Origin of the sequence: Nesterenkonia pannonica, assembly GCF_019575955.1 — a bacterium.
Taxonomy (GTDB): Bacteria; Actinomycetota; Actinomycetes; order Actinomycetales; family Micrococcaceae; genus Nesterenkonia; species Nesterenkonia pannonica.
In genome coordinates this window covers 1,131,474-1,148,444 of the sequence record NZ_CP080575.1, presented here as the reverse complement: position 1 = coordinate 1,148,444, position 16,971 = coordinate 1,131,474, and the positions used below count along the sequence as shown (strand labels likewise).

Here is a 16,971-nt window from a genome sequence, read left to right as displayed (position 1 = left end):
TGCGGCGGATGGCTGGGGTCAGCTGCTCTTCGGCCTGCTCTGCGGCAGGCTGGCCAGCTGGGACTGCAGGTAGTCCATCTGGGAGTTCATCTGCTGTATGGCGACCTCCAGCGCAGCGTAGGTCCGCTCAAGGTGGATCGGCGGGTCGCCAGACGGGAGTCCCAGGTCAGGATCTGGTCCTCGGTCCGACGGATGCTGGTCTCCTGGCCGGTGATGCGCGAGGTGATCTGGCCGTTGTAGCGGTCAGAGAGGGAGGATGCAGTGTCCGCCACACGGCCTGCCAGCACGGAGAACATCTCCTCAGTGCCTTCTCGGTCGTTCTCAAGCGCCTGCGCGAAGCGGGCCTGGTCGAAGGTGATCTCGCCCCGTCGGCTGATCTGTATGCCGATTGAGGCCAAGGACTCCCCGGCTATGGGCTGGATCGCGGCGTCGGTGAGCCTCTGCCGCGCCGCCCGTGCGGTGGAGTCGCCGGTGAGGGTCGAGGCTTGGACGTCGTCGCCATCGGTGGTCACCGCCGACTGTCCGGATATGAAGCTGAGGACGGAGCTGAGACGGGTGACCAGGGCCTGTGCGGAGGCGGTCGCGGCCTTCGTGTCCTGCTCTACGGTGAGGGTGACAGGAGCGGCGGAGACTTCGGCGACGGAGACATCCACCCCGGGCAGCAGATTCGCGAAGGTGCTGCTGGAGCTGGTGACCCGCTGTTCGGCGGCAGTGCCCGCCCACAGGGTGACGGCGGCGTCAGCGCCCTCGGCGGTGACGGTCGAGCCGATGCTCGTGCCGCCCAGGCTGAACGCACTGCCCGCCCCGGTGGCGGAGGCCGTGAGCTGGAGGCGATAGGTCCCCTCGCCGGTGGCCACACGAGTGGCGCTCACCCCGGCGGTGGAGCGGTTGATGGCGGCAACGACGTCGCTCAGCTCAGTGGAGGCGGCCTCCACAGCGTGCTCCTCGCCGTCGGCTCCGACGATGGTGAAGCTGGCGGTGTCCCACGCGGCGACTGCGTCGGTGACGGCGGTGTGCCGGGCAGCGAGGGAATCCACGGTGAAGCTGACCGTTCCGGGAGCAGCTTCGGGGCGCGCGGCAGCCGAGGCGGCGCTGCTGCTGGTCGAGGCGCTGTAGTGCTGCAGGGCCTCAGGACGTTTTGCCTCCTGGGCAAGCGTGCTGAGGTCGGCGACCCTGGTGTTGAGCTGACGGAGGGTGTCCACCAGCTCGTTCTGGGCTGCGGCCCGTCGCTTCAGCTGCTGCTGCGGTATGGCCTCCACGGCCATGAGCTGGTCGACGATGGCCCGGGTGTCCATGCCGGTGGCGATACCGGGCATTGACATGGAAGTCATCCGAAGCTCCTCTGGAGGTCATGGGGAGGGTGCGGAGCAGGACTGCCCCGGGAGAGATGCTGATGTCCCGGGGCAGCCCTACGCCGCGTCAGCCGGGGATCAGCCCAGGAGCTGCAGCACACCCTGGGTGGACTGGTTCGCCTGCGCGAGCATGGCGGTGTAGGCCTGGGACAGGATGTTCGAGCGCGTGAAGTTGGTCATCTCAGCGGCCATGTCCACATCGCGGATGCGGGACTCAGCAGCAGAGAGGTTCTCGCGGGAGACGTTGATCGAGTTGATCGCCGACTCGAGCCGGTTCTGGGTGGCACCCATCTCAGCGCGGGCTGAGGAGACAGAGGCAATCTGCGCATCGATGGTGTCAAGGGCGTCGCCCACGGTCGCGGCACTGATGTCCGTCAATCCCTCGATTTCGCCGCCCACGGCCGAGAGGTCGAAGAGGTTCACCGATATCTGGTTGGATTCATCGGCGCCTGCGCCGACCTGGAACGTCAGAGACGTTCCTCCAGCGGCATCACTGAGCAGGTCGATGCCGTTGAAGTTGGCGTTGTCGGCGATGCGGGAGAGCTCCTTCCCCAGCTCGCCGATCTCGTTCATGATGGCGGCGCGCGACTCCGCATTGTTGGAATCGTTTCCGGCCTGCACGGTGAGGTCGCGGACGCGCTGCAGCAGGTCGTGCGCCTGGTTCAGGGAACCCTCGGCCGTCTGGATGACAGACACACCGTCCTGAGCGTTACGAGCAGCGACCTGCAGGCCGTTGACCTGACTGCGCAGACCCTCGGAGATCGAGAGTAGGCAGCGTCGTCGGCCGCACGGTTGATGCGCAGACCTGAGGACAGCTTCTCCAGCGAGCTGGACAGGGAGTTCTGCGTGTTGGACAGGTTGCGGTGTGCGTTCAGGGCCGCGACATTGGTGTTGATCTGAAGAGACATATCTCATTCCTCCATGAAGAGTTCTTCTGCTGATGATCGGGTCCGTCCATGGACCTCACCCACCGCTATCGGCGCGGCCCCACCCAGCCGTTAGCAGATCGCCGAAGAACTTTGTCGCCGCCTCAAGGGCCGCTCAGGCGATGAGAGCCAGCCGTCCGGCAGCCAGCAGGCCGCCGAGCACACGCTGGCCGTACATCGCGGAGTACTGCTCCCGCCGCTTGGCTCCTGCGCCCTTCGCCGCCGCGGGTTCAGGGGTGCCCATGGCGTAGTGGGCGTTCAGCGCGGTGCGCAGCATGCGCATCGCCTCTGTCCTCTGCTGAGAGACGGCCGAATGGGTCACGCCCAGCTCAGCGGCGACGTCCTTCACGGTGCTCCCGTCGAAGAAGAGCCGCGTGACGATGAGCCGCATCCTCTCAGGAAGCGCCTGGACTGCTTCTCGCGTGACGTGCGCCTGTTCGGCGGCCAGCAGCTCCTGCTCCGGGGTGGAGCTCTCCGCCACCAGATAGTCGGACATCTCGTCCTCCAGGGAGACCTCGGTGAGCTGAGCGTCCCTCATGGCTGCCCCGGCCGTCTTCTCGTCGACTCCCATGGCGGCCGCCACCTCAGCGACAGAGGGTCTGCGTCCCAGGGCTCCTGTGAGCGCGTCCTCGGCGGATCGGCTCTGCCGGATCTTCTGCCGCTGGAGCCGTCCCGCCCAGTCAGAGGACCGCATCTCATCGGCGAACGCCCCAGGATGCGGCGGCGCGCGTACGCGCCGAACGGAACGCCCTTCTCCGGGTCGAAGGCATCCGCTGCCTGGATGAGCGCGATGGATCCCACTGACGTCAGATCCTCGCGCGAAAGGTGCGTCGCTCGTGAGCAGAGGTCTGACACGAGGTATCCCACGAGCGGGAGGTTATCGACCACAAGCTGATTCCGTGCATGCGTGTTCAAGGTGCAATCCCCATATTGCCTTGAGCCCAGAGCGGCCGCCTCAGCCGCTCTGCTCTCATTCAGTTGTTGCGGTCCCGAGCATCCATTCCTGGGAACCACCTTAAAAAGTCCTTAAGTCATCCTGACTGCTTCAACATTGAACTAGATCATTGCTAACTGCAAGTTAAGAGGAGGTAACCGTCGACAGCACGCACGCCGTTTGAGAAGATTTCATCTTACGGAGCGCGGATCCGTGCCGACAGTGTGCGGGTAGACACCCCGCTGATCTGCGCAAGGAGCTGCTATGACGCTGAACTCGCTCACCGCCCTGCTGTGGCGCGAGCGTGAGCTCCTCGACCTCCTGGAGTTCAAGATGGAGGAGCAGCAGCTCCTGCTGGTCTCAGGCAAGACCCAGTGGCTGGACCGGGCCACCCGGGAGATCGACACCGTGGTCGAAAAGGTCAGCGCGGCGTCGCTGGCCCGAGCTGTGGAGTCCGCCGAGGTGGCCGCATCGCTGAACCTGGACGGGGATTCGACGCTGGGCCAGATCACCCAGGCCGTGACGGAGCCGGCCTGGCGGGACATCCTGGAGAACCACCTCAGCGCCCTGCGTGCCACCGCGGAGCGCATCGCGGCGCTGAAGGACACCAACACCACCATTCTTCGCGGAGCGCAGCGCGCCACCCAGGAGACTCTTGCGAGCCTGGATTCCGACACCTACACATATGACCAGCCGCGGCAGGGCGGCTCAGACCCGTCCCCTCGGCTGCTGGATACGGAGCTGTAGACCATGAGCACCTTCAGCGGGCTCAGCACAGCCTGGAGCGGCCTCGCCGCCGCCCGGCGCGGCCTCGAGACGGCTAACCACAACATCGCGAACGTGGGCACCGAAGGCTACACGCGCCAACGCGTGGAGACCGCGTCCGTCGCTGCCCCTGCGACGGTGGGACGCCTCAGCCTCGGGTCCAGCTCCTCCGGAGGAGTAACAGTCACTGACGTCGCTCGGCTGAACAGCCTGCACCTGGATGCCCGGGTGCGAAGCACCGGGGCGGCCGCTGAGCAGACGTCGGTCAGCGTCGACGGTCTCTCTCGCATAGAGAGCATCCTGCGCGAACCGGGGAGGGCGGCCTTTCGGAGCTGCTCAGCGAATTCTGGCAGTCATGGGACGACGTCGCTGCGGCGCCGGGTGAGCAGCCGCCCGCGGCTGTCCTGATATCGAACGGGAAGGCTGCTGCGGATCAGCTGAACAGGATGCACGAGGAGCTGTCCTCCCAATACGCCTCAGAGCGCCGCTCCTCGACGCAGCGATCACGGAGGTCAACTCCGCTGCCGCATCGGCAGCTGCCCTGAACCAGCAGATCAGCAGCCAGGGGGCGGCCGGAGGGTCGGTCAACGAACTCTTGGACAGGCGCGATCAGCTCACGGCGCGGATTGCGGAGCTGACCGGAGCCGAGGTGCGCTACAACCCGAATGGCACGGCGGATGTGCTGATCGGCGGCACAGCACTGGTTGAGGGCTCGTCCTCCAGGAGCCTCGCGGTCTCGGGCGGTTCGAGCATCAGCGATGCGGAAGGTCCCCGCGTGACATGGTCGCACCGGGAAGCCACGGGGATGCGGCCTCACTCACCGGCGGTGAGATCGCCGGCAGAATCGCCATGCTGGCTGCGCCTGAGGACGGCGGCCCGCTGAAGGCTGCGGCTGCGGCGATGGACGACATCGCCCTGGAGCTCGCTTACCGAGTGAACGGGGCTCAGGGTGCGGGGTCACAGTGGCGGGCGGCCGCGGTGAGGACTTCTTCTCAGTGGATGCTGCCCATCCTGCAGCATCGTTGAAGGTTGTGGTGTCTCAGGCGGACCAGATTGCTGCGGGCACCCCTGGAGGCGGCGCGCTGGACGGCTCCAACGCGTCGCGGATCGCGGAATTCGGCACCGCGTCCGGCGGACCGGACGAGATGTGGGGCGCTTTGTGGCCCGGGTGGGAACAGCCCTGCGTGACGCGTCGGCTGTGTCTGTGAACGCAGCGACCGCTCATGTCAGCGCAGTTGAGGCGCAGCGTTCGCACGCGGGGGTCTCGTTGGAAGAGGAGAACGTGTCGCTGCTGACCCACCAGCATGCCTATCAGGGGCGGCCCGAGTGATGACGGCCATCGACCAGATGTTGGACACGCTGATCAACCGCACCGGTGTGGTCGGGCGATAGGGAAGGTGGTGAACATGCAGCGCGTCAGCTCCATCTCAGTCGTCGCGGCGGCTGATCGCAATATTCAGGCTGCCCAGCAGCGGCTCGCCGCGGCTACTCGTAAGGCCTCGTCCCTGAAGGAGATCGAGCGGCCCTCCGACAACCCGACTGCGACCGCTCAGGCCATGGAGGTCCGGGCTCAGCTGCGCGCGAATGTCCAGTATGAGCGCAACGTGAGCAATGCCAACGCCTGGCTGTCGAGCGCAGATTCGGCTATCTCGCGCGGAGTCAATACGATCCACCAGGTCAGAGACGTCCTGCTGTCTGCGGCGAACCAGGGCACGATGACGCCCAGCACCCGTGAGACGCATGCGCTGCAGCTGGAAGCCTTGAGGAAGGATCTGCTGGACGCGGCGAACACCCAGTTCATGGGACGCAGCGTGTTCGCGGGAACGTCCGATGCGCCCCGTGCCTTCGATGCGGATGGGATGCATCAGGGGTGGCGGACACCTCGGTGACCCGAAAGGTGGGGCAAGGCACCACTGTTCGCGTTGATGTGGACGGCGCTGCTGCCTTCGGCACTCGTGAGGACAACGTGTTCGGCATGCTGGCCCGCGCAGCCGAGAGCGTGCGCTCCGGCGAATCGCTGCTGCCGACGATTGAGGAGTTGGACGGCTGGTTCTCGCGCCTGCAGGCTGTTCAGGCTGAGGTGGGCGCCCAGCATGCGACGACGCTTCGTCAGGAGGCAGTTCTCATGGATGACAGAGTGCGGCTCGAGACCCGCAGGAGTGATCTGGAGGACGCTGACTTGGCGTCCGCCGCTCTTGACCTGCAGGCCCAGGAGGTCGCATACCAGGCGGCACTGATGTCCTCGGCGCGCGTGCTCCAGTCGTCGCTGATGGATTATCTGCGGTGACGTCCCAGCTTCGCTTTCCCCAGTCGCTTCCGGGCTTGGCGCCGTTGACGCAGTTCGTGCTCTCGGCCGTGGAGGGGGCCGTAAGCCTGTACTCGTTGGAAGCGGATGAGCTGCCGGAGCTGAAGCTCTTCCTGATGGACCCGGCCCTTCACATCCGGGACTACGCTCCGGACATTCGCGCCCATCTTTCGGAGGTGGACGCCGTATCCGCAGATCAGGTGCGGGTGCTTGTGGTGGTCAATACCGCTCAGGGCGAGTTAGGCTGCCAACCTTTTGGCCCCGGTGCTGGTGAACGTCGATACCCTTCAGGCGGCCCAGGTCATCCTTGAGGGACAGGACTTTCCTGTGCGGCGAGTGCTCACCCCTTCTGAATGACACGGCTCGATGGCCCAGTCCCGGGTGGGCACCGGTGGTGGTTCACAGAGACAGGCCCATCTCGGCGCGTTCCCTGCGCTCACGGATTCGGCGGCGGGTGTCCTCTGTGTTGCGGTCAGGCTGGGGGCCGCCTGACGCTGCGTGAGGGGATGCAGTGTCCGAGGGTCTGTCCGCCCCGGTGAATGACAATCGGGTCGGTGCTTAAGCGAGGTAGATCTCCAGCCGCTCACGAAACTCTTCGATATCAACGCTTTTGACCACGAGGGTCCCTTCCGCTCGATGAACGTGAAAGGCGTGTGAGGACTGCCCTTCCCGGTACAGTCCTCACACGCCAGATCTGTTGAGGCGAATCAGTTCGCTCTCTTCTCGGAGGGGCGGAGACCATGCGGCGGCGGATCGGGCCTTCCTGGACCCCGACCGCTATGCCGACGGCCTCCTGTTCCCGTTCCTCCGTTAGGAGACCTCGGTGCGTCGCCGTGGGGATTTGGCGACCCACCAGGTCCCCGCACCGGAGAGCAGCAGGGCCAAAGCGCCCAATGCCGCACCTCCGGTGCTCACTCCGGTCCGCGCCAGCTCGTCCTCTGTGTCATCCGAGTGAGGCGTCTCGGATGCGGACTCACTGGTCAGCTGACCGGGAGTGTCCTGCTCCCCTGCCGGTGATGGCTCAGGGGTGATCTCTTCGACGGGCTTCGGCTCGTCCTCGGCGGCAGGAGCAGCCCCGCGGAGGAGTCGTTCTCGTCACCGTCCTTATGCTGCGGCTGAGCTGCTTCCTTCTCGCCGCTTCGTCTCCAGACGTCTCATCCTCGGGCTGAGGCGCCTCGTCTTCGACCGCTTCGTCCTCGGACTTCTCGTCCTCCGGCTGAGGCGCCTCGTCTTCGACCGCCTCACCCTCGGAGTTCTCGTCCTCTGGCTGGGGGCTTCTTCCCGAGGCTCAGAGGGTTCGTCGGTCACAACGGGCTCAGAGGGTTCGCCAGCTTCTTCCTCATCGCGCTCTTCGTCGACGTCGTCCACGGGCTCTTCGATCGCATCGACTCTCACGTCGACCGATTGGCTCGCCGCGTCGCAGTCCTCACCGTGCTCGCTGCACCATGTCACCTCTGCAGTGCTGGTGAGGTGACCGGGGCTGCGTCAGAGGCGGTGCTGACGTGGAGCTCAATGGGATCCACCTCGTCACCCGCATCGAGGGAACCATCCAGATCGCACGTCAGGACCCCGCCGAAGCCGTCATCATCCTGCCCACTGACCTCGCAGGCCTGCCACGTGTCGTCGCTGCCAGCGATCACCTCGTCGACGCGAATTCGCTCATCCAGCTCGTCAGTGAGTGCGACCTCGTAGGCGGGACCCCGCTGAGGTGCTCCAGGTCGACCTGGTATGCGAAAGTTTCGCCGGGCTTGGTGCTCTCGACCGAGGCGCTCTTGGTGATGCCGAGGGATGCCGATTCGACCGTATCGGGCTTGTCCTTGCCCGGCTTGTCCTTACCCGGCTTGTCCTTACCGGGCTTGTCCTTGCCCGGCTTGTCCTTACCGGGCTTGTCCTTACCGGGCTTGTCCTTGCCCGGCTTCTCCTGCTCCGGTGCCTCCTGCTCCGGCTCTTCCTCCTTCGGCTTCTCGACGGGGAGGTTCTTCAGATGGCAGATGATGTCGGCGCCCTTCTTCACTTTGAAGCTGAACGCGCCGTCATCCCCAAGCCGAATCGCGTGGCTGAGGTTGGTCTTCTTGTCGGTGCAGTGACCGGAGCGGAACTTCAGGCCCAGCTGCGCCTCAGCGTTGACAGTGACCGTGCGGTACCCCTTGGCGCCCACTTCGATGTCGAACAGAGCTCCCCGGTTGGTGAGAGTAGCCTTCGTCTGCTTGCTCAGGCCTTTGCCATCCAGGTGGAAGATTGAACCGATGAGGCGCTTCGAATCCCAATGACTTCCGGTAACAATCTCGTTGTTTACGATCTCAATACTAGCCTCTGCACTGACTTGCTTGCCGCCCTCCAGCCATTTCGGCCCGTGCGCCATGGCTGGCGCTGCCGCACCTGCGCTGACTGCGGTGATCGTCACCGCAGCCGCTGAGCTCAGCACTGCGCGGCGCAGCCTGTTCCTGCGCCGCGCAGCCCTGTCCCGCTGATCCCCTGCTTTTCAACCATTCCCAAGTTCCCTAAATCAGAGTGCTTATGACGTTCCAGCGTTTGAATTCCCGTTCATCCGCCAGAGATCACGCTAGCCCCCAAATGGTCGCTCTGACCCGGAAAATGGCACTCTCAGGTACTGATCACGGGGATGCAGGTGCTTCACGGGGAGACCATCGGACCATGGCACGGGAATCCCCGTGGTCGCCCCAAGAGACCGCAGGATGCGGCAGGGCAGGCGCTAAACCGTACCCAGCGCATGAAGCTCTGCGAGCAGGCCGAACACCCGCTCGTTCATCTCCACTTGGGTCATGACGATGCAGATCCTGCCGTCGGGGTCGACGAAGAAGTCGGTGCCGAGTCCGCCGGACCAGCCGAACCGACCGCGGCAGGGTCCCCTGTCACGACCGAGACCCCAAACCCCCAGCCTGTGCTCTCCCAGAAGCCCGGGTAGAAGCTCTCAGCCGTCTTTGAGCCAGAGGGGATCTGGTCGCTGCGCAGCTCGTCCCTGAATTCGGGGCTGAGCAGTCGACCATCAAGCAGCGCTCGGAGGAACGCGTGATAATCCCACAGTGTCGAGACCAGTTCGGAGTGGCTGACATCGAATGGCGGAGGGGCGCAGTAGAAGCCCTCTCCCGGGGCTCAGACTCCTCGAACCCCTCACCTCGGTGCCGGAATGCCGCAATCAGACGGTGCGCCTGAGCGGGCGGGACGCTGAAACCGGTGTCGGCCATTCCCGCCGGAGTGAACACCGTGTCAGCAAGCACGCGCTGCGTGCTGCCCCTGCCGAGACGTCCGAGCAGGATTCCCAGCAGACCGAAGGAGTGATGGTAGCGCCATCCGCGGCCCGGCTCGAAGGCGAGGGGCAGGGCCGAGAGTGCGTTCAGCCAGTCCTGAGTCCCTAGGGCCACCGGCGCCGCACCTGCTTCAACTCCCGCCGCGACCATGGCCTGCTTCAGCGGGGAGTCCGTGGTCATGACGCCGAAGCCTGATTGGTTGGTGAGCAGGTGGCGCACGGTGATCGGGGTCTGTGCTGGTTCCGAGTCGCTCAGAGCGGCGTCGGGGCGGGAGAGCACGCGAGGTTCGGCCAGCTCAGGCATCCAGGCGGCGATCGGATCGTCCAGACCGATCAGTTCGTCCTGGACCAGGCGCAGCGTCGCCACTGCGGCGACGGGCTTCGTCATCGATTGGATGCGGAAGATCGAGTCCGTCCGCAGAGGCTGCCCACCCGGTGCATCACGCCCGACGCTGATCGGATGATGATCCTTCCCCAGCTTGCGACGGCCCCAGGCATCGTCCCAGTCTCGACGTGGCGAGCCAGGAGGCCATGGAGAGCATCGGACACAGAGGCCCCTTCGATCAGGAGACGACGCGTGTGCGAATACTAGCCCCGATCATCAGGCAGGCACAGGGGGTGTCAGGTGGTGAGGCCTCGTGGCTGCAGCATGCGGCGCAGCTCGTGCCGCGATCTCAGGCTGAGCTTTCCGAGGACGTTGGTCACGTGAAACTCGACGGTGCGGACGGAGAGCACCAGGTCCTGGGCAATGTCTTTGTTCGTCAGCCCTTGGCCGACCAGCAGCGCAACTTCGCGCTCCCGCGCGGTCAGAGCGGACATCATCCGCACGGCTTCGTCGGGCACCGAGGTGGGCAGGTCGTAGATGACCCGCTGCATGGAACCGGTCGGATGGGCGTCGGCGGTCGGCACGATAGGCATCGGCGCGGTGGGCACGTCAGCGCCGCTGTACACGTGGATAGTGGGACGGTCAGCTTCTGCCGCCTTCTGATCCTTCTCTGCGCGGCAGGTCAGCGCCGTGAGGAGAGCCTGGGCCTGCCCTGTGAGACTCGGGGACGAGCAGCTCTGCCAGACCTGCACTGCCCACGCGAGCAGCTTCCCGGCCCGCTCCTCGTGATGGGCCAGCTCGGTGTGATTCTCAGAGACAGCCTGCCCGATGTCCATGGCGAGCAGCGCGCGGAAGATCCTGTAGCCGCCGCCTTCGCCTTCCGGCATGCCGCGCCGAAGCGGCGGCTCCGTGGTCATTTCATCGAGTGCCGCCAGAAGAGATGTCACACCGTCCTCAGCGCGCCCCTCCCCAGTGAGCCCAGCCCCTGAAGGTAGAGGGAGGCGAAGGAGCGGGTGCGTTCGACCGCCGCCGAGTTCGACTCCAGATCCCGGAGCAGCGCCGGGATGGCGCTCGGCTGGCCTGCGTGAAAGTACGAGCGGGCCAGCAGCATCCCGGACGTGACCCCTCCTCCACCAGCGGTAGGCGCCGTGCATTCTCAAGAGGAAACCGACCGCCCGCTCATGGTCCGCGCGCATGATCGCATCCCACGCCAATGCGTAGAATCGGGCCGCCTGGGCCATAGGGCCCGCGCGCTCCCCGACATCTGCGACTGCCTGCAGAGTCCGCTCCCACTCCGACAGCTGAGACCTGCAGGTTTGGCACGAGGGCGACCACGCCATAGGCGATGATCGCGGCAGGGTCCTCCCCGTCCAGCAGCACCGACCCGGCAGCTTCGAGGGCGAGCTCCGCGGCATCGTCCCACAGGCCTGCGTCGAAGAGCGCGTACACAAGCTGCACCCTGGCGTACGTCACCGCTCCGTCCTCCAGGTACTGCCAGTGGTGACGGCTGACCCACTCCAGATCCTCGACGGCATCAGCCCGCGCGCCCATCTGTCTCAGGCCTGCGCCCCTGATGGTCCTGAGCATGGCCTGTGCGGACTCGGTCCCCGGCTGCAGCTCCAGGTCCATCAGCATCTGCCCGACAACGGAATGGGCCGAGGCGAGACGCGGGCCTTCGCATCCGGCGAGAGCTGACCACATCTTCAGCATGGCACGGACGTTGATGAGATCGGTCCGCGCACGAGCAGCAGTGTGGGCTTACTGACGACCTTCCGAGAGACCTCGCTCCGTGACAGCCAGCTGAGCGAGGACGATCCGGAAAAGCCCGTGCATGACGCTGAAGTCGCCGAGCGCGGCTTGAACCCGGGCCAGCATGCACACGACCTCGCCGAACAGCAGGGTCGCCTCGGTCGAGGCGCCGGAGAAGTCGGTCACCCGGTTCAGCTCGAACTGAGCGGCGTCGAAGCGGCCAGCATCGAGGTGCAGGCGAGCGCGAAGGGCCGATCTCAGGACTCCCGGAGGAAGACGGTCAGCCGCGGAGGCGATCTGACGCAGCCGCCTGCTGCGCTTGGCTCGCAGGGCAGCCCTCGCGAAGCTCTCCAGCGCCGCCGGGGACTCCACTATCTCGCACGTGGCAGACGTCAGCTCGAGGGCGCCTCTGCGCTCTCCCGACGCCACGCTGTCCGCGGCCGCATCCAGCAGCTGAGGGATAAGCCCCTCCGTCTCCTCGCCGTTGAGCTGCGCCGCCTGCGCCAGGTGCAGGAAGCTCCTGCTCGGCTCGTTGATCTCTGCCAACGCTGAGTGATGCGCCGCGAGCCGCTCCGGCGGAATCAGGCGACGCAGCGCGGCCCGGACCACACCGTAGCGAAGGTCGAAGCGGCCCATTCTGCTGGCGACAAGCGGACAGTCCTGAAGACCCTCAGTCACGGGCGTCACGCCGAGCACGGCCTTCATGTCAGCGATCGAGAGCCCTCGGTCAGCCGCAGCCAGCAGGTCCATAAGGACTCTGGTGCCGCTGTCGCAGTGCAGCAGCGCACGAGCAAGGCTTAGCTTTCAGGTCCGCCGAGGGACCGCCGCCGTCGCCGAACGATTCCAGCGCGTCATCGATGTGACGGCTGCCGCCGGGACCTGAGCTCGCCAGCCAGCGGCCCACATGGTCCACAAACGCTGGGAAGCCGTCGGTGGCCTGCAGCACTCTCTCCGCGACCGGCGCGCCGACGGAAGCCCGCTGGCATCGACCAGCCTCTGCCTGATCTCGTCAGCACCCAGCGGCTCCAGCACCAGGTGCACACTGGTGGAATGCGCATCGGCCAGGCGCCCGAACCGCGACACGGACTCATGGTGCTGCGGCTGGACTGTGGCGATGATGAGCAGAGGTGAGCGCGTGGCATCCCGTGCCGTCTGATAGAGCACGTCTCGTGTGCCGTCGTCGGCCCAGTGCAGGTTCTCCACCACCATCACGAACGGTTCGGCGAGGCGCTGAGTCTGCTCCAGAAGCATCTGTACGAGCCTGGGCACGTCACGAGGCGCGTCCGCTCTGGCGTCGTATCTCAAGAACTGGACGACAGCGTCGAGGGGACGGTCGGCGTCGCTGGGATCAAAGTGAACTTCGTGGGACTGCCAGTCCGGCGTGACCACACGCAGGGCTTCGTGCACCAGGGCCGACTTGCCGATCCCGGGAGGCCCTTCTATCAGCACCACACGGGGTCCCCGTCTCGGCGCATTCGCCTGCCTGCTTGGCGATCGCCGCCAGTTCTGCCTCACGCCCGGTGAATGCACGCACAGAGCTCACCGTCCGTCCTTCCAGCACAATGCGATGCCCGGAGCCGTTCTGCCGCGGAGTTCAAGCAGCTCCCTACGCCCGCTGCTCCACCGAGGCGGCTCGGAGCAGCTGGCGGAGCTCCTTCCTGGACTCCAGGTCCAGCTTCTGCAGAATGTTCCCCACGTGGTATTCAACAGTCCGCACCGAGATGACCAAGTCTTCGGCGACCTCCCGGTTCGTGTTCCCCTCAGCGACTGCGAACGCGATCTCCTGCTCTCGCGACGAGAGGTGCTCCAGCACGTCGGTCAGCGGCGGCCCGTCCCCGCTGATCTGGGGCATCGGAGCAGCTGAGGGCGCGGTTTCCTGGGCAGGCGGAGCCTGGATCGGGCTCGTACGCGGAGCGGGGCGTCGTTCGGCCTGGTCCGCACCCGTTCCATGAGCTCCGAGGCAGCGTCGAACAGGGTCTGGCTGCCGCATGCCTGGAAGACGCTTGCCGACCAGACGACCATCTCGAGTGCGAGCGAACGATGTGCGGGGAGAGCCTCGCGGTGCTCAACGAACAGAGCAGCCATATCGAGGCCCAGCATCGCGCGCAGCAGTCGGAACCCGCCGCCTTCGACGGCTGCCTGTGAGGCCTGCAGCGGAGGCTGCCTGTCGAAGAACTTCAGGGTTCTGACGAAGCTCTCCATGGCACGCCCGGGCTCGCCCTGGCCCCAGGACTCGAACCCTTTGAGGTACTCCAGCACTGCGAGCTGGGAGCCCACCAGGCTCGGGACGTCTTGGGAGGCGGACCGCATCAGCCCAGGGAGAAGCTCAGACCACTCGGAGCAGTGCAGCTCTCGGGCCAGGAGCAGAAGCGGCTCGAGCCCGACCAGCCACCATCCGCTCGATGCGCTGCGCGCTGCGAGCAGGTGCTGCGCAGCCTCGCTGTGCGCGCCCTCTGAGATGGCCGCCCATGCTTTCACGGTGCACAAGACGCCCTCCACAAGAGGACCTGACAGCGGAGCTTCCTCGAGCTGTCGGATCACAGGCTGAACTTTGTACACCTGGCCACGGGCCGCGGGGACCAGGCAGGTGAGCGCATATGCCAGCAGCGACGCGCCGTTCTCGTCGTCGAGCAGCGCCTCTCCTGCGGCGGCCTCGGCCGTCTCGTGGGCTTCGCGCCATTTGCCCGCGTTGAAGAGCAGCAGCGCCGTCTGAGCGCGCGCCTGGAGCGAGTAGGCGTCCGTTCCCCAAGATTCGTCAGAGGCGTCAGCTCGCCGAGCGCCTCGCGGTGCTCCGAGAACTGGGCCATCCTGGTTCCGCGCAGGCTGCGCAGGATCGCCCGTGGGCGCTCAGTGCCCGGGAACTTCTTCAGGAGCTCGACATGAGCGGCGATGGTCTGCAGCCCAGCCGTGACCGATTTGGGACTGATGCCTTCCACTGTTCGCCAGACTGTCAGCATCCCGTGCAGCCCGGCCGCGTACCCCAAATCCCATGCGGGTTCGATGTCCTGCCCCGACGACAGCTGCTTCGCGCGTTCGCTGCGCAGTCTCTCCTGGTGCCGCTCCACGGCTTCGAGAGTGCGGCTCAGCGTGCCCTGAGGATGGATCGCACCCCGAGAAGAATCAGGTGTCCGCACACATCCGACAGTGTCTGAGCGTAGAGAAGCAGTCCTGACTCTTCCCTGAGAGGTCCGTACGCCTATCCAGCTCCTTCAGGGCACCCTGCGGGTCGGCCCGCTGGATGCTCAGCATCGCCAGAAGAGCCGAACGGCCCGCCGAGGCCGGAAGGGCGCGCACAGCTGGCTCGAACTCGACCAGGTCCTTCCGGCGGTCAGCCGACACCGCGAGCAGCCCCAGCCGTGTCAGGCCCTCGACGTCGGGACGCAATCTGGCACTGAGGCGCACGAGCTTGAAGGCCTCGCCGCAGTCACCTGCCTCAGCCGCCTCGCGGCCAGCTTCGACCAGCTGCTCGTGGAGACTCTCTGCTTCCACCGCCTCCGGGTCGAGCTGCGCGGCGGCCACCTGGTGATGCATGCTCTCGCGGCCGCTGAGCACCGCGGCAAGAGCCAGATGAAGATCACGGCGCTCCTCGCAGCTGAGGCGGCCGATGAGTCCGCGGCCTGCGGCACGCATCCTCAGCGCGTAGCCGCAGGAAGCGTCATCCCAACGCACCATCCCGGTCTGAACGAGCTCCCGCGGGCTGATCCGTTCACCGAGGATGCTCTCGAGATTCCGTTCGGAGATCGGTGTCTCCGCCGCAGCGAGGATGTCGAGCACACGGCCGGTCGGCTCCCCGACACCCTCCAGGCTGATGGCGAGCTGAGTGCGGATGTGAAGAAGGTCCTCGTGCTCCAGCGCGTGCCGAATCGCCTGATCGATCCCGCGGCGGCCCATAGGAGTCGACTGCAGCCACGTCCCCACGCATCGGACGAGGAGCGGATAGCCGTCTGTGGCCCGATGGACCCTGGCAGCCGCCTCGCGACTGACGGCAAAGCCGGTGCAGATGCCCAGATAGTCCTTCACATCGTCCAGCGTCAGGGGGCCAGGGCGATGTGCGTGCCCTGGGACTGACCTGTGCCAGCTGAGCAAGGCGCTGGATCTCAGGGCGTGCACTGGGCGCGGAGGACATCAGGACGAGCACGGGGCTGTCCACCAACGTGCTCAGAACCTGCCACAGCAGCTCAGCGGAGAAATCATCCGCATGATGGAGCTCTCCGACAGAGACGATCATCGGAGCCTCGAACTCCTGCGCGCCGCGAAGAAGCTTCGCAGCGATCTCCTCGACGCTGGCTTCGTTGCAGGCAACTGCGCTGCCCTCCAACAGGCCGTGCAGGACCGCACTGTGAGTGGCCCTCTGGTGACGGCTGAGCACGACGCCGTACTCCGGCCATTCGGGGAAGCTGTCCCGAGCCCGGCGCATCAGCTCTGTCTTGCCCACGCTTACGAGCCCCTCCAGGAGCACGAACTGCGACTGTCCTCGCCGAACCCGTTCGCCTGCTGCGCGAATCCTGAGCAGTTCGTCGCGGCGACCTACAAAGGGGTAGTCAGCAGCGACCATCGCCTGTTCCGTCCTTGTCTGTGCAAAGTTCCCCTGGACCATCCCGTTCACAGGGCCGTCGCCTCCGTCGTGCGGCCAATGGGCGACCGGAGCCACCCTAACTGCAGCGGCATGCGTGCGGAAGTGGATGCCCCGAGGCCTACTCAATGTGACATCCCCCGACGCCGCGCGCCGTCCCGGCGGATGCGCTGCTCGGCAGAGCATCCGCACCTGCGAAGAAACCGGCGGCCGGGTCCAACCTTCCCTGAAGAACCCGGCCATACTGCGTCTTTGAGTCTACCGGAAACCGAACCGGGGCTGGACCACGGTGGCACCGCTGCCCGAAGGCTCGTGCTCCTCCCGGCGCAGCTCATCGATCGCCTCCTGGAAGTCGTCGAGGTTCTCAAAGCCCCGGTATACGCTCGCGAAGCGCAGGTAGGCGACGAGATCGAGGGCGCGCAGCGGGCGAAGGATGGCGAGGCCGACGTCGTTGGCGTCCACCTCGGCATTGCCGGAGGCGCGGATCGCCTCCTCCACCTCTTGGGCCAGGACGGCAAGATCATCGGCGGAGACGGGTCTCCCTGGCACGCCTTCCTGACACCGTTGATGACCTTCGAGCGGTCGAACGGTTCAGCCGCCCCCGAACGCTTCACAACAGTCAGGCTGGTCGTCTCGACCGTGGTGAAGCGCTTGGAGCACACGGGGCACTGACGCCGACGTCTGATGCCGGAGCCGTCGTCCAGGGTGCGCGAGTCCACGACTCGTGACGAATCGTGTCGGCAGAACGGGCAGTGCATGTGCGGGGCCTCCTTC

General features: G+C 66.0%; 21 protein-coding genes and 2 pseudogenes. 7 read left to right on the top strand and 16 right to left on the bottom strand.

Annotation, left to right across the window (positions count from 1 at the left end; translation table 11 throughout):
- Window positions 1-86 precede the first annotated feature (86 nt).
- The 3 genes and pseudogenes from fliD to K0H76_RS08365 all read right to left on the bottom strand — a co-directional run bounded on the left by fliD (window position 87) and on the right by K0H76_RS08365 (window position 2,972).
- Entirely contained in the window at window positions 87-1,331 is a 1,245-nt protein-coding gene (fliD, locus tag K0H76_RS08375; RefSeq protein ID WP_258935114.1) for a flagellar filament capping protein FliD, read from the bottom strand.
- Window positions 1,332-1,430: 99 nt separating this feature from the next.
- Window positions 1,431-2,260, bottom strand: a pseudogene (locus tag K0H76_RS08370) (flagellin).
- A gap of 133 nt (window positions 2,261-2,393) precedes the next feature.
- Window positions 2,394-2,972, bottom strand: a complete 579-nt coding sequence (locus K0H76_RS08365) for a sigma-70 family RNA polymerase sigma factor (protein WP_258935113.1) — start codon at window positions 2,970-2,972, stop codon at window positions 2,394-2,396.
- 504 nt (window positions 2,973-3,476) lie between these two features.
- Here K0H76_RS08365 and K0H76_RS08360 point away from each other — a divergent pair.
- From K0H76_RS08360 to K0H76_RS08330, 7 genes are all read left to right on the top strand, one after another.
- Window positions 3,477-3,959 carry a flagellar protein FlgN gene (locus tag K0H76_RS08360; RefSeq protein ID WP_258935112.1) on the top strand — a complete coding sequence of 161 codons (483 nt, stop codon included), beginning with the start codon at window positions 3,477-3,479 and terminating at the stop codon, window positions 3,957-3,959.
- A gap of 3 nt (window positions 3,960-3,962) precedes the next feature.
- Window positions 3,963-4,385, top strand: a complete 423-nt coding sequence (locus tag K0H76_RS08355; protein ID WP_258935111.1) for a flagellar basal body protein — start codon at window positions 3,963-3,965, stop codon at window positions 4,383-4,385.
- 372 nt (window positions 4,386-4,757) lie between these two features.
- Window positions 4,758-5,003 carry a hypothetical protein gene (locus tag K0H76_RS08350; protein ID WP_258935110.1) on the top strand — a complete coding sequence of 82 codons (246 nt, stop codon included), beginning with the start codon at window positions 4,758-4,760 and terminating at the stop codon, window positions 5,001-5,003.
- An 8-nt stretch (window positions 5,004-5,011) separates the two neighbouring features.
- The gene (locus tag K0H76_RS08345; RefSeq protein ID WP_258935109.1) at window positions 5,012-5,185 is read left to right on the top strand and encodes a hypothetical protein; all 174 of its coding nucleotides are present in this window, start codon (window positions 5,012-5,014) and stop codon (window positions 5,183-5,185) included.
- Between the two features lie 198 nt (window positions 5,186-5,383).
- The gene (locus K0H76_RS08340; RefSeq protein WP_258935108.1) at window positions 5,384-5,866 is read left to right on the top strand and encodes a hypothetical protein; all 483 of its coding nucleotides are present in this window, start codon (window positions 5,384-5,386) and stop codon (window positions 5,864-5,866) included.
- Window positions 5,863-6,264 carry a flagellin gene (locus tag K0H76_RS08335; protein ID WP_258935107.1) on the top strand — a complete coding sequence of 134 codons (402 nt, stop codon included), beginning with the start codon at window positions 5,863-5,865 and terminating at the stop codon, window positions 6,262-6,264. Before K0H76_RS08340 ends, K0H76_RS08335 begins: the two co-directional genes overlap by 4 nt.
- Window positions 6,265-6,332: 68 nt before the next feature.
- On the top strand, window positions 6,333-6,593 hold the full coding sequence (locus K0H76_RS08330) for a flagellar assembly protein FliW (RefSeq protein WP_258935106.1): 261 nt from the start codon (window positions 6,333-6,335) through the stop codon (window positions 6,591-6,593).
- A gap of 1,137 nt (window positions 6,594-7,730) precedes the next feature.
- On the opposite strand, the gene K0H76_RS08325 is transcribed toward K0H76_RS08330, so the two are convergent.
- The 13 genes and pseudogenes from K0H76_RS08325 to nrdR all read right to left on the bottom strand — a co-directional run bounded on the left by K0H76_RS08325 (window position 7,731) and on the right by nrdR (window position 16,955).
- Window positions 7,731-7,922 carry a hypothetical protein gene (locus K0H76_RS08325; RefSeq protein ID WP_258935105.1) on the bottom strand — a complete coding sequence of 64 codons (192 nt, stop codon included), beginning with the start codon at window positions 7,920-7,922 and terminating at the stop codon, window positions 7,731-7,733.
- Window positions 7,919-8,644 carry a hypothetical protein gene (locus tag K0H76_RS08320; protein WP_258935104.1) on the bottom strand — a complete coding sequence of 242 codons (726 nt, stop codon included), beginning with the start codon at window positions 8,642-8,644 and terminating at the stop codon, window positions 7,919-7,921. Before K0H76_RS08320 ends, K0H76_RS08325 begins: the two co-directional genes overlap by 4 nt.
- A gap of 511 nt (window positions 8,645-9,155) precedes the next feature.
- The gene (locus K0H76_RS08315) at window positions 9,156-9,938 is read right to left on the bottom strand and encodes a beta-lactamase family protein (protein WP_258935103.1); all 783 of its coding nucleotides are present in this window, start codon (window positions 9,936-9,938) and stop codon (window positions 9,156-9,158) included.
- A 233-nt stretch (window positions 9,939-10,171) separates the two neighbouring features.
- Window positions 10,172-10,792, bottom strand: a complete 621-nt coding sequence (locus K0H76_RS08310) for a helix-turn-helix transcriptional regulator (protein ID WP_258935102.1) — start codon at window positions 10,790-10,792, stop codon at window positions 10,172-10,174.
- 26 nt (window positions 10,793-10,818) lie between these two features.
- Window positions 10,819-10,986 (bottom strand): hypothetical protein, encoded by a 168-nt coding sequence (locus K0H76_RS08305; RefSeq protein WP_258935101.1) that lies wholly within the window; start codon window positions 10,984-10,986, stop codon window positions 10,819-10,821.
- Window positions 10,987-11,054: 68 nt separating this feature from the next.
- Window positions 11,055-11,504 (bottom strand): hypothetical protein, encoded by a 450-nt coding sequence (locus K0H76_RS08300; RefSeq protein WP_258935100.1) that lies wholly within the window; start codon window positions 11,502-11,504, stop codon window positions 11,055-11,057.
- Between the two features lie 129 nt (window positions 11,505-11,633).
- On the bottom strand, window positions 11,634-12,374 hold the full coding sequence (locus tag K0H76_RS08295) for a hypothetical protein (RefSeq protein WP_258935099.1): 741 nt from the start codon (window positions 12,372-12,374) through the stop codon (window positions 11,634-11,636).
- Between the two features lie 54 nt (window positions 12,375-12,428).
- On the bottom strand, window positions 12,429-13,076 hold the full coding sequence (locus K0H76_RS08290) for an ATP-binding protein (protein WP_258935098.1): 648 nt from the start codon (window positions 13,074-13,076) through the stop codon (window positions 12,429-12,431).
- Between the two features lie 154 nt (window positions 13,077-13,230).
- Complete coding sequence (locus tag K0H76_RS08285) at window positions 13,231-13,437, bottom strand: helix-turn-helix transcriptional regulator (protein ID WP_258935097.1); 207 nt, start codon at window positions 13,435-13,437, stop codon at window positions 13,231-13,233.
- 5 nt (window positions 13,438-13,442) lie between these two features.
- Complete coding sequence (locus K0H76_RS08280; protein WP_258935096.1) at window positions 13,443-14,111, bottom strand: hypothetical protein; 669 nt, start codon at window positions 14,109-14,111, stop codon at window positions 13,443-13,445.
- A gap of 50 nt (window positions 14,112-14,161) precedes the next feature.
- A complete protein-coding gene (locus K0H76_RS08275) occupies window positions 14,162-14,758 on the bottom strand; it encodes a hypothetical protein (RefSeq protein WP_258935095.1) in 597 nt (198 codons plus the stop codon).
- Window positions 14,745-15,644: a hypothetical protein gene (locus tag K0H76_RS08270; RefSeq protein ID WP_258935094.1), complete on the bottom strand. Its 900-nt coding sequence runs from the start codon at window positions 15,642-15,644 to the stop codon at window positions 14,745-14,747. The genes K0H76_RS08275 and K0H76_RS08270 overlap by 14 nt, the downstream gene beginning before the upstream one ends.
- 811 nt (window positions 15,645-16,455) lie before the next feature.
- Window positions 16,456-16,955: pseudogene (nrdR, locus tag K0H76_RS08265) on the bottom strand (transcriptional regulator NrdR).
- Between the last annotated feature and the right edge of the window lie 16 nt (window positions 16,956-16,971).

Excerpts from the sequence above, each read along its gene's own strand:
- K0H76_RS08365 (WP_258935113.1), bottom strand. The coding sequence starts at position 2,972 with ATGCGGTCCTCTGACTGGGCGGGACGGCTCCAGCGGCAGAAGATCCGG.
- K0H76_RS08300 (WP_258935100.1), bottom strand. The coding sequence starts at position 11,504 with ATGGACCTGGAGCTGCAGCCGGGGACCGAGTCCGCACAGGCCATGCTC.
- K0H76_RS08340 (WP_258935108.1), top strand. The coding sequence starts at position 5,384 with ATGCAGCGCGTCAGCTCCATCTCAGTCGTCGCGGCGGCTGATCGCAAT.
- K0H76_RS08320 (WP_258935104.1), bottom strand. The coding sequence starts at position 8,644 with ATGGCGCACGGGCCGAAATGGCTGGAGGGCGGCAAGCAAGTCAGTGCA.
- K0H76_RS08310 (WP_258935102.1), bottom strand. The coding sequence starts at position 10,792 with ATGACCACGGAGCCGCCGCTTCGGCGCGGCATGCCGGAAGGCGAAGGC.
- K0H76_RS08355 (WP_258935111.1), top strand. The coding sequence starts at position 3,963 with ATGAGCACCTTCAGCGGGCTCAGCACAGCCTGGAGCGGCCTCGCCGCC.
- K0H76_RS08350 (WP_258935110.1), top strand. The coding sequence starts at position 4,758 with ATGGTCGCACCGGGAAGCCACGGGGATGCGGCCTCACTCACCGGCGGT.
- K0H76_RS08305 (WP_258935101.1), bottom strand. The coding sequence starts at position 10,986 with ATGCTGCTGGCCCGCTCGTACTTTCACGCAGGCCAGCCGAGCGCCATC.
- K0H76_RS08295 (WP_258935099.1), bottom strand. The coding sequence starts at position 12,374 with ATGGACCTGCTGGCTGCGGCTGACCGAGGGCTCTCGATCGCTGACATG.
- K0H76_RS08360 (WP_258935112.1), top strand. The coding sequence starts at position 3,477 with ATGACGCTGAACTCGCTCACCGCCCTGCTGTGGCGCGAGCGTGAGCTC.
- K0H76_RS08315 (WP_258935103.1), bottom strand. The coding sequence starts at position 9,938 with ATGACGAAGCCCGTCGCCGCAGTGGCGACGCTGCGCCTGGTCCAGGAC.
- fliD (WP_258935114.1), bottom strand. The coding sequence starts at position 1,331 with ATGACTTCCATGTCAATGCCCGGTATCGCCACCGGCATGGACACCCGG.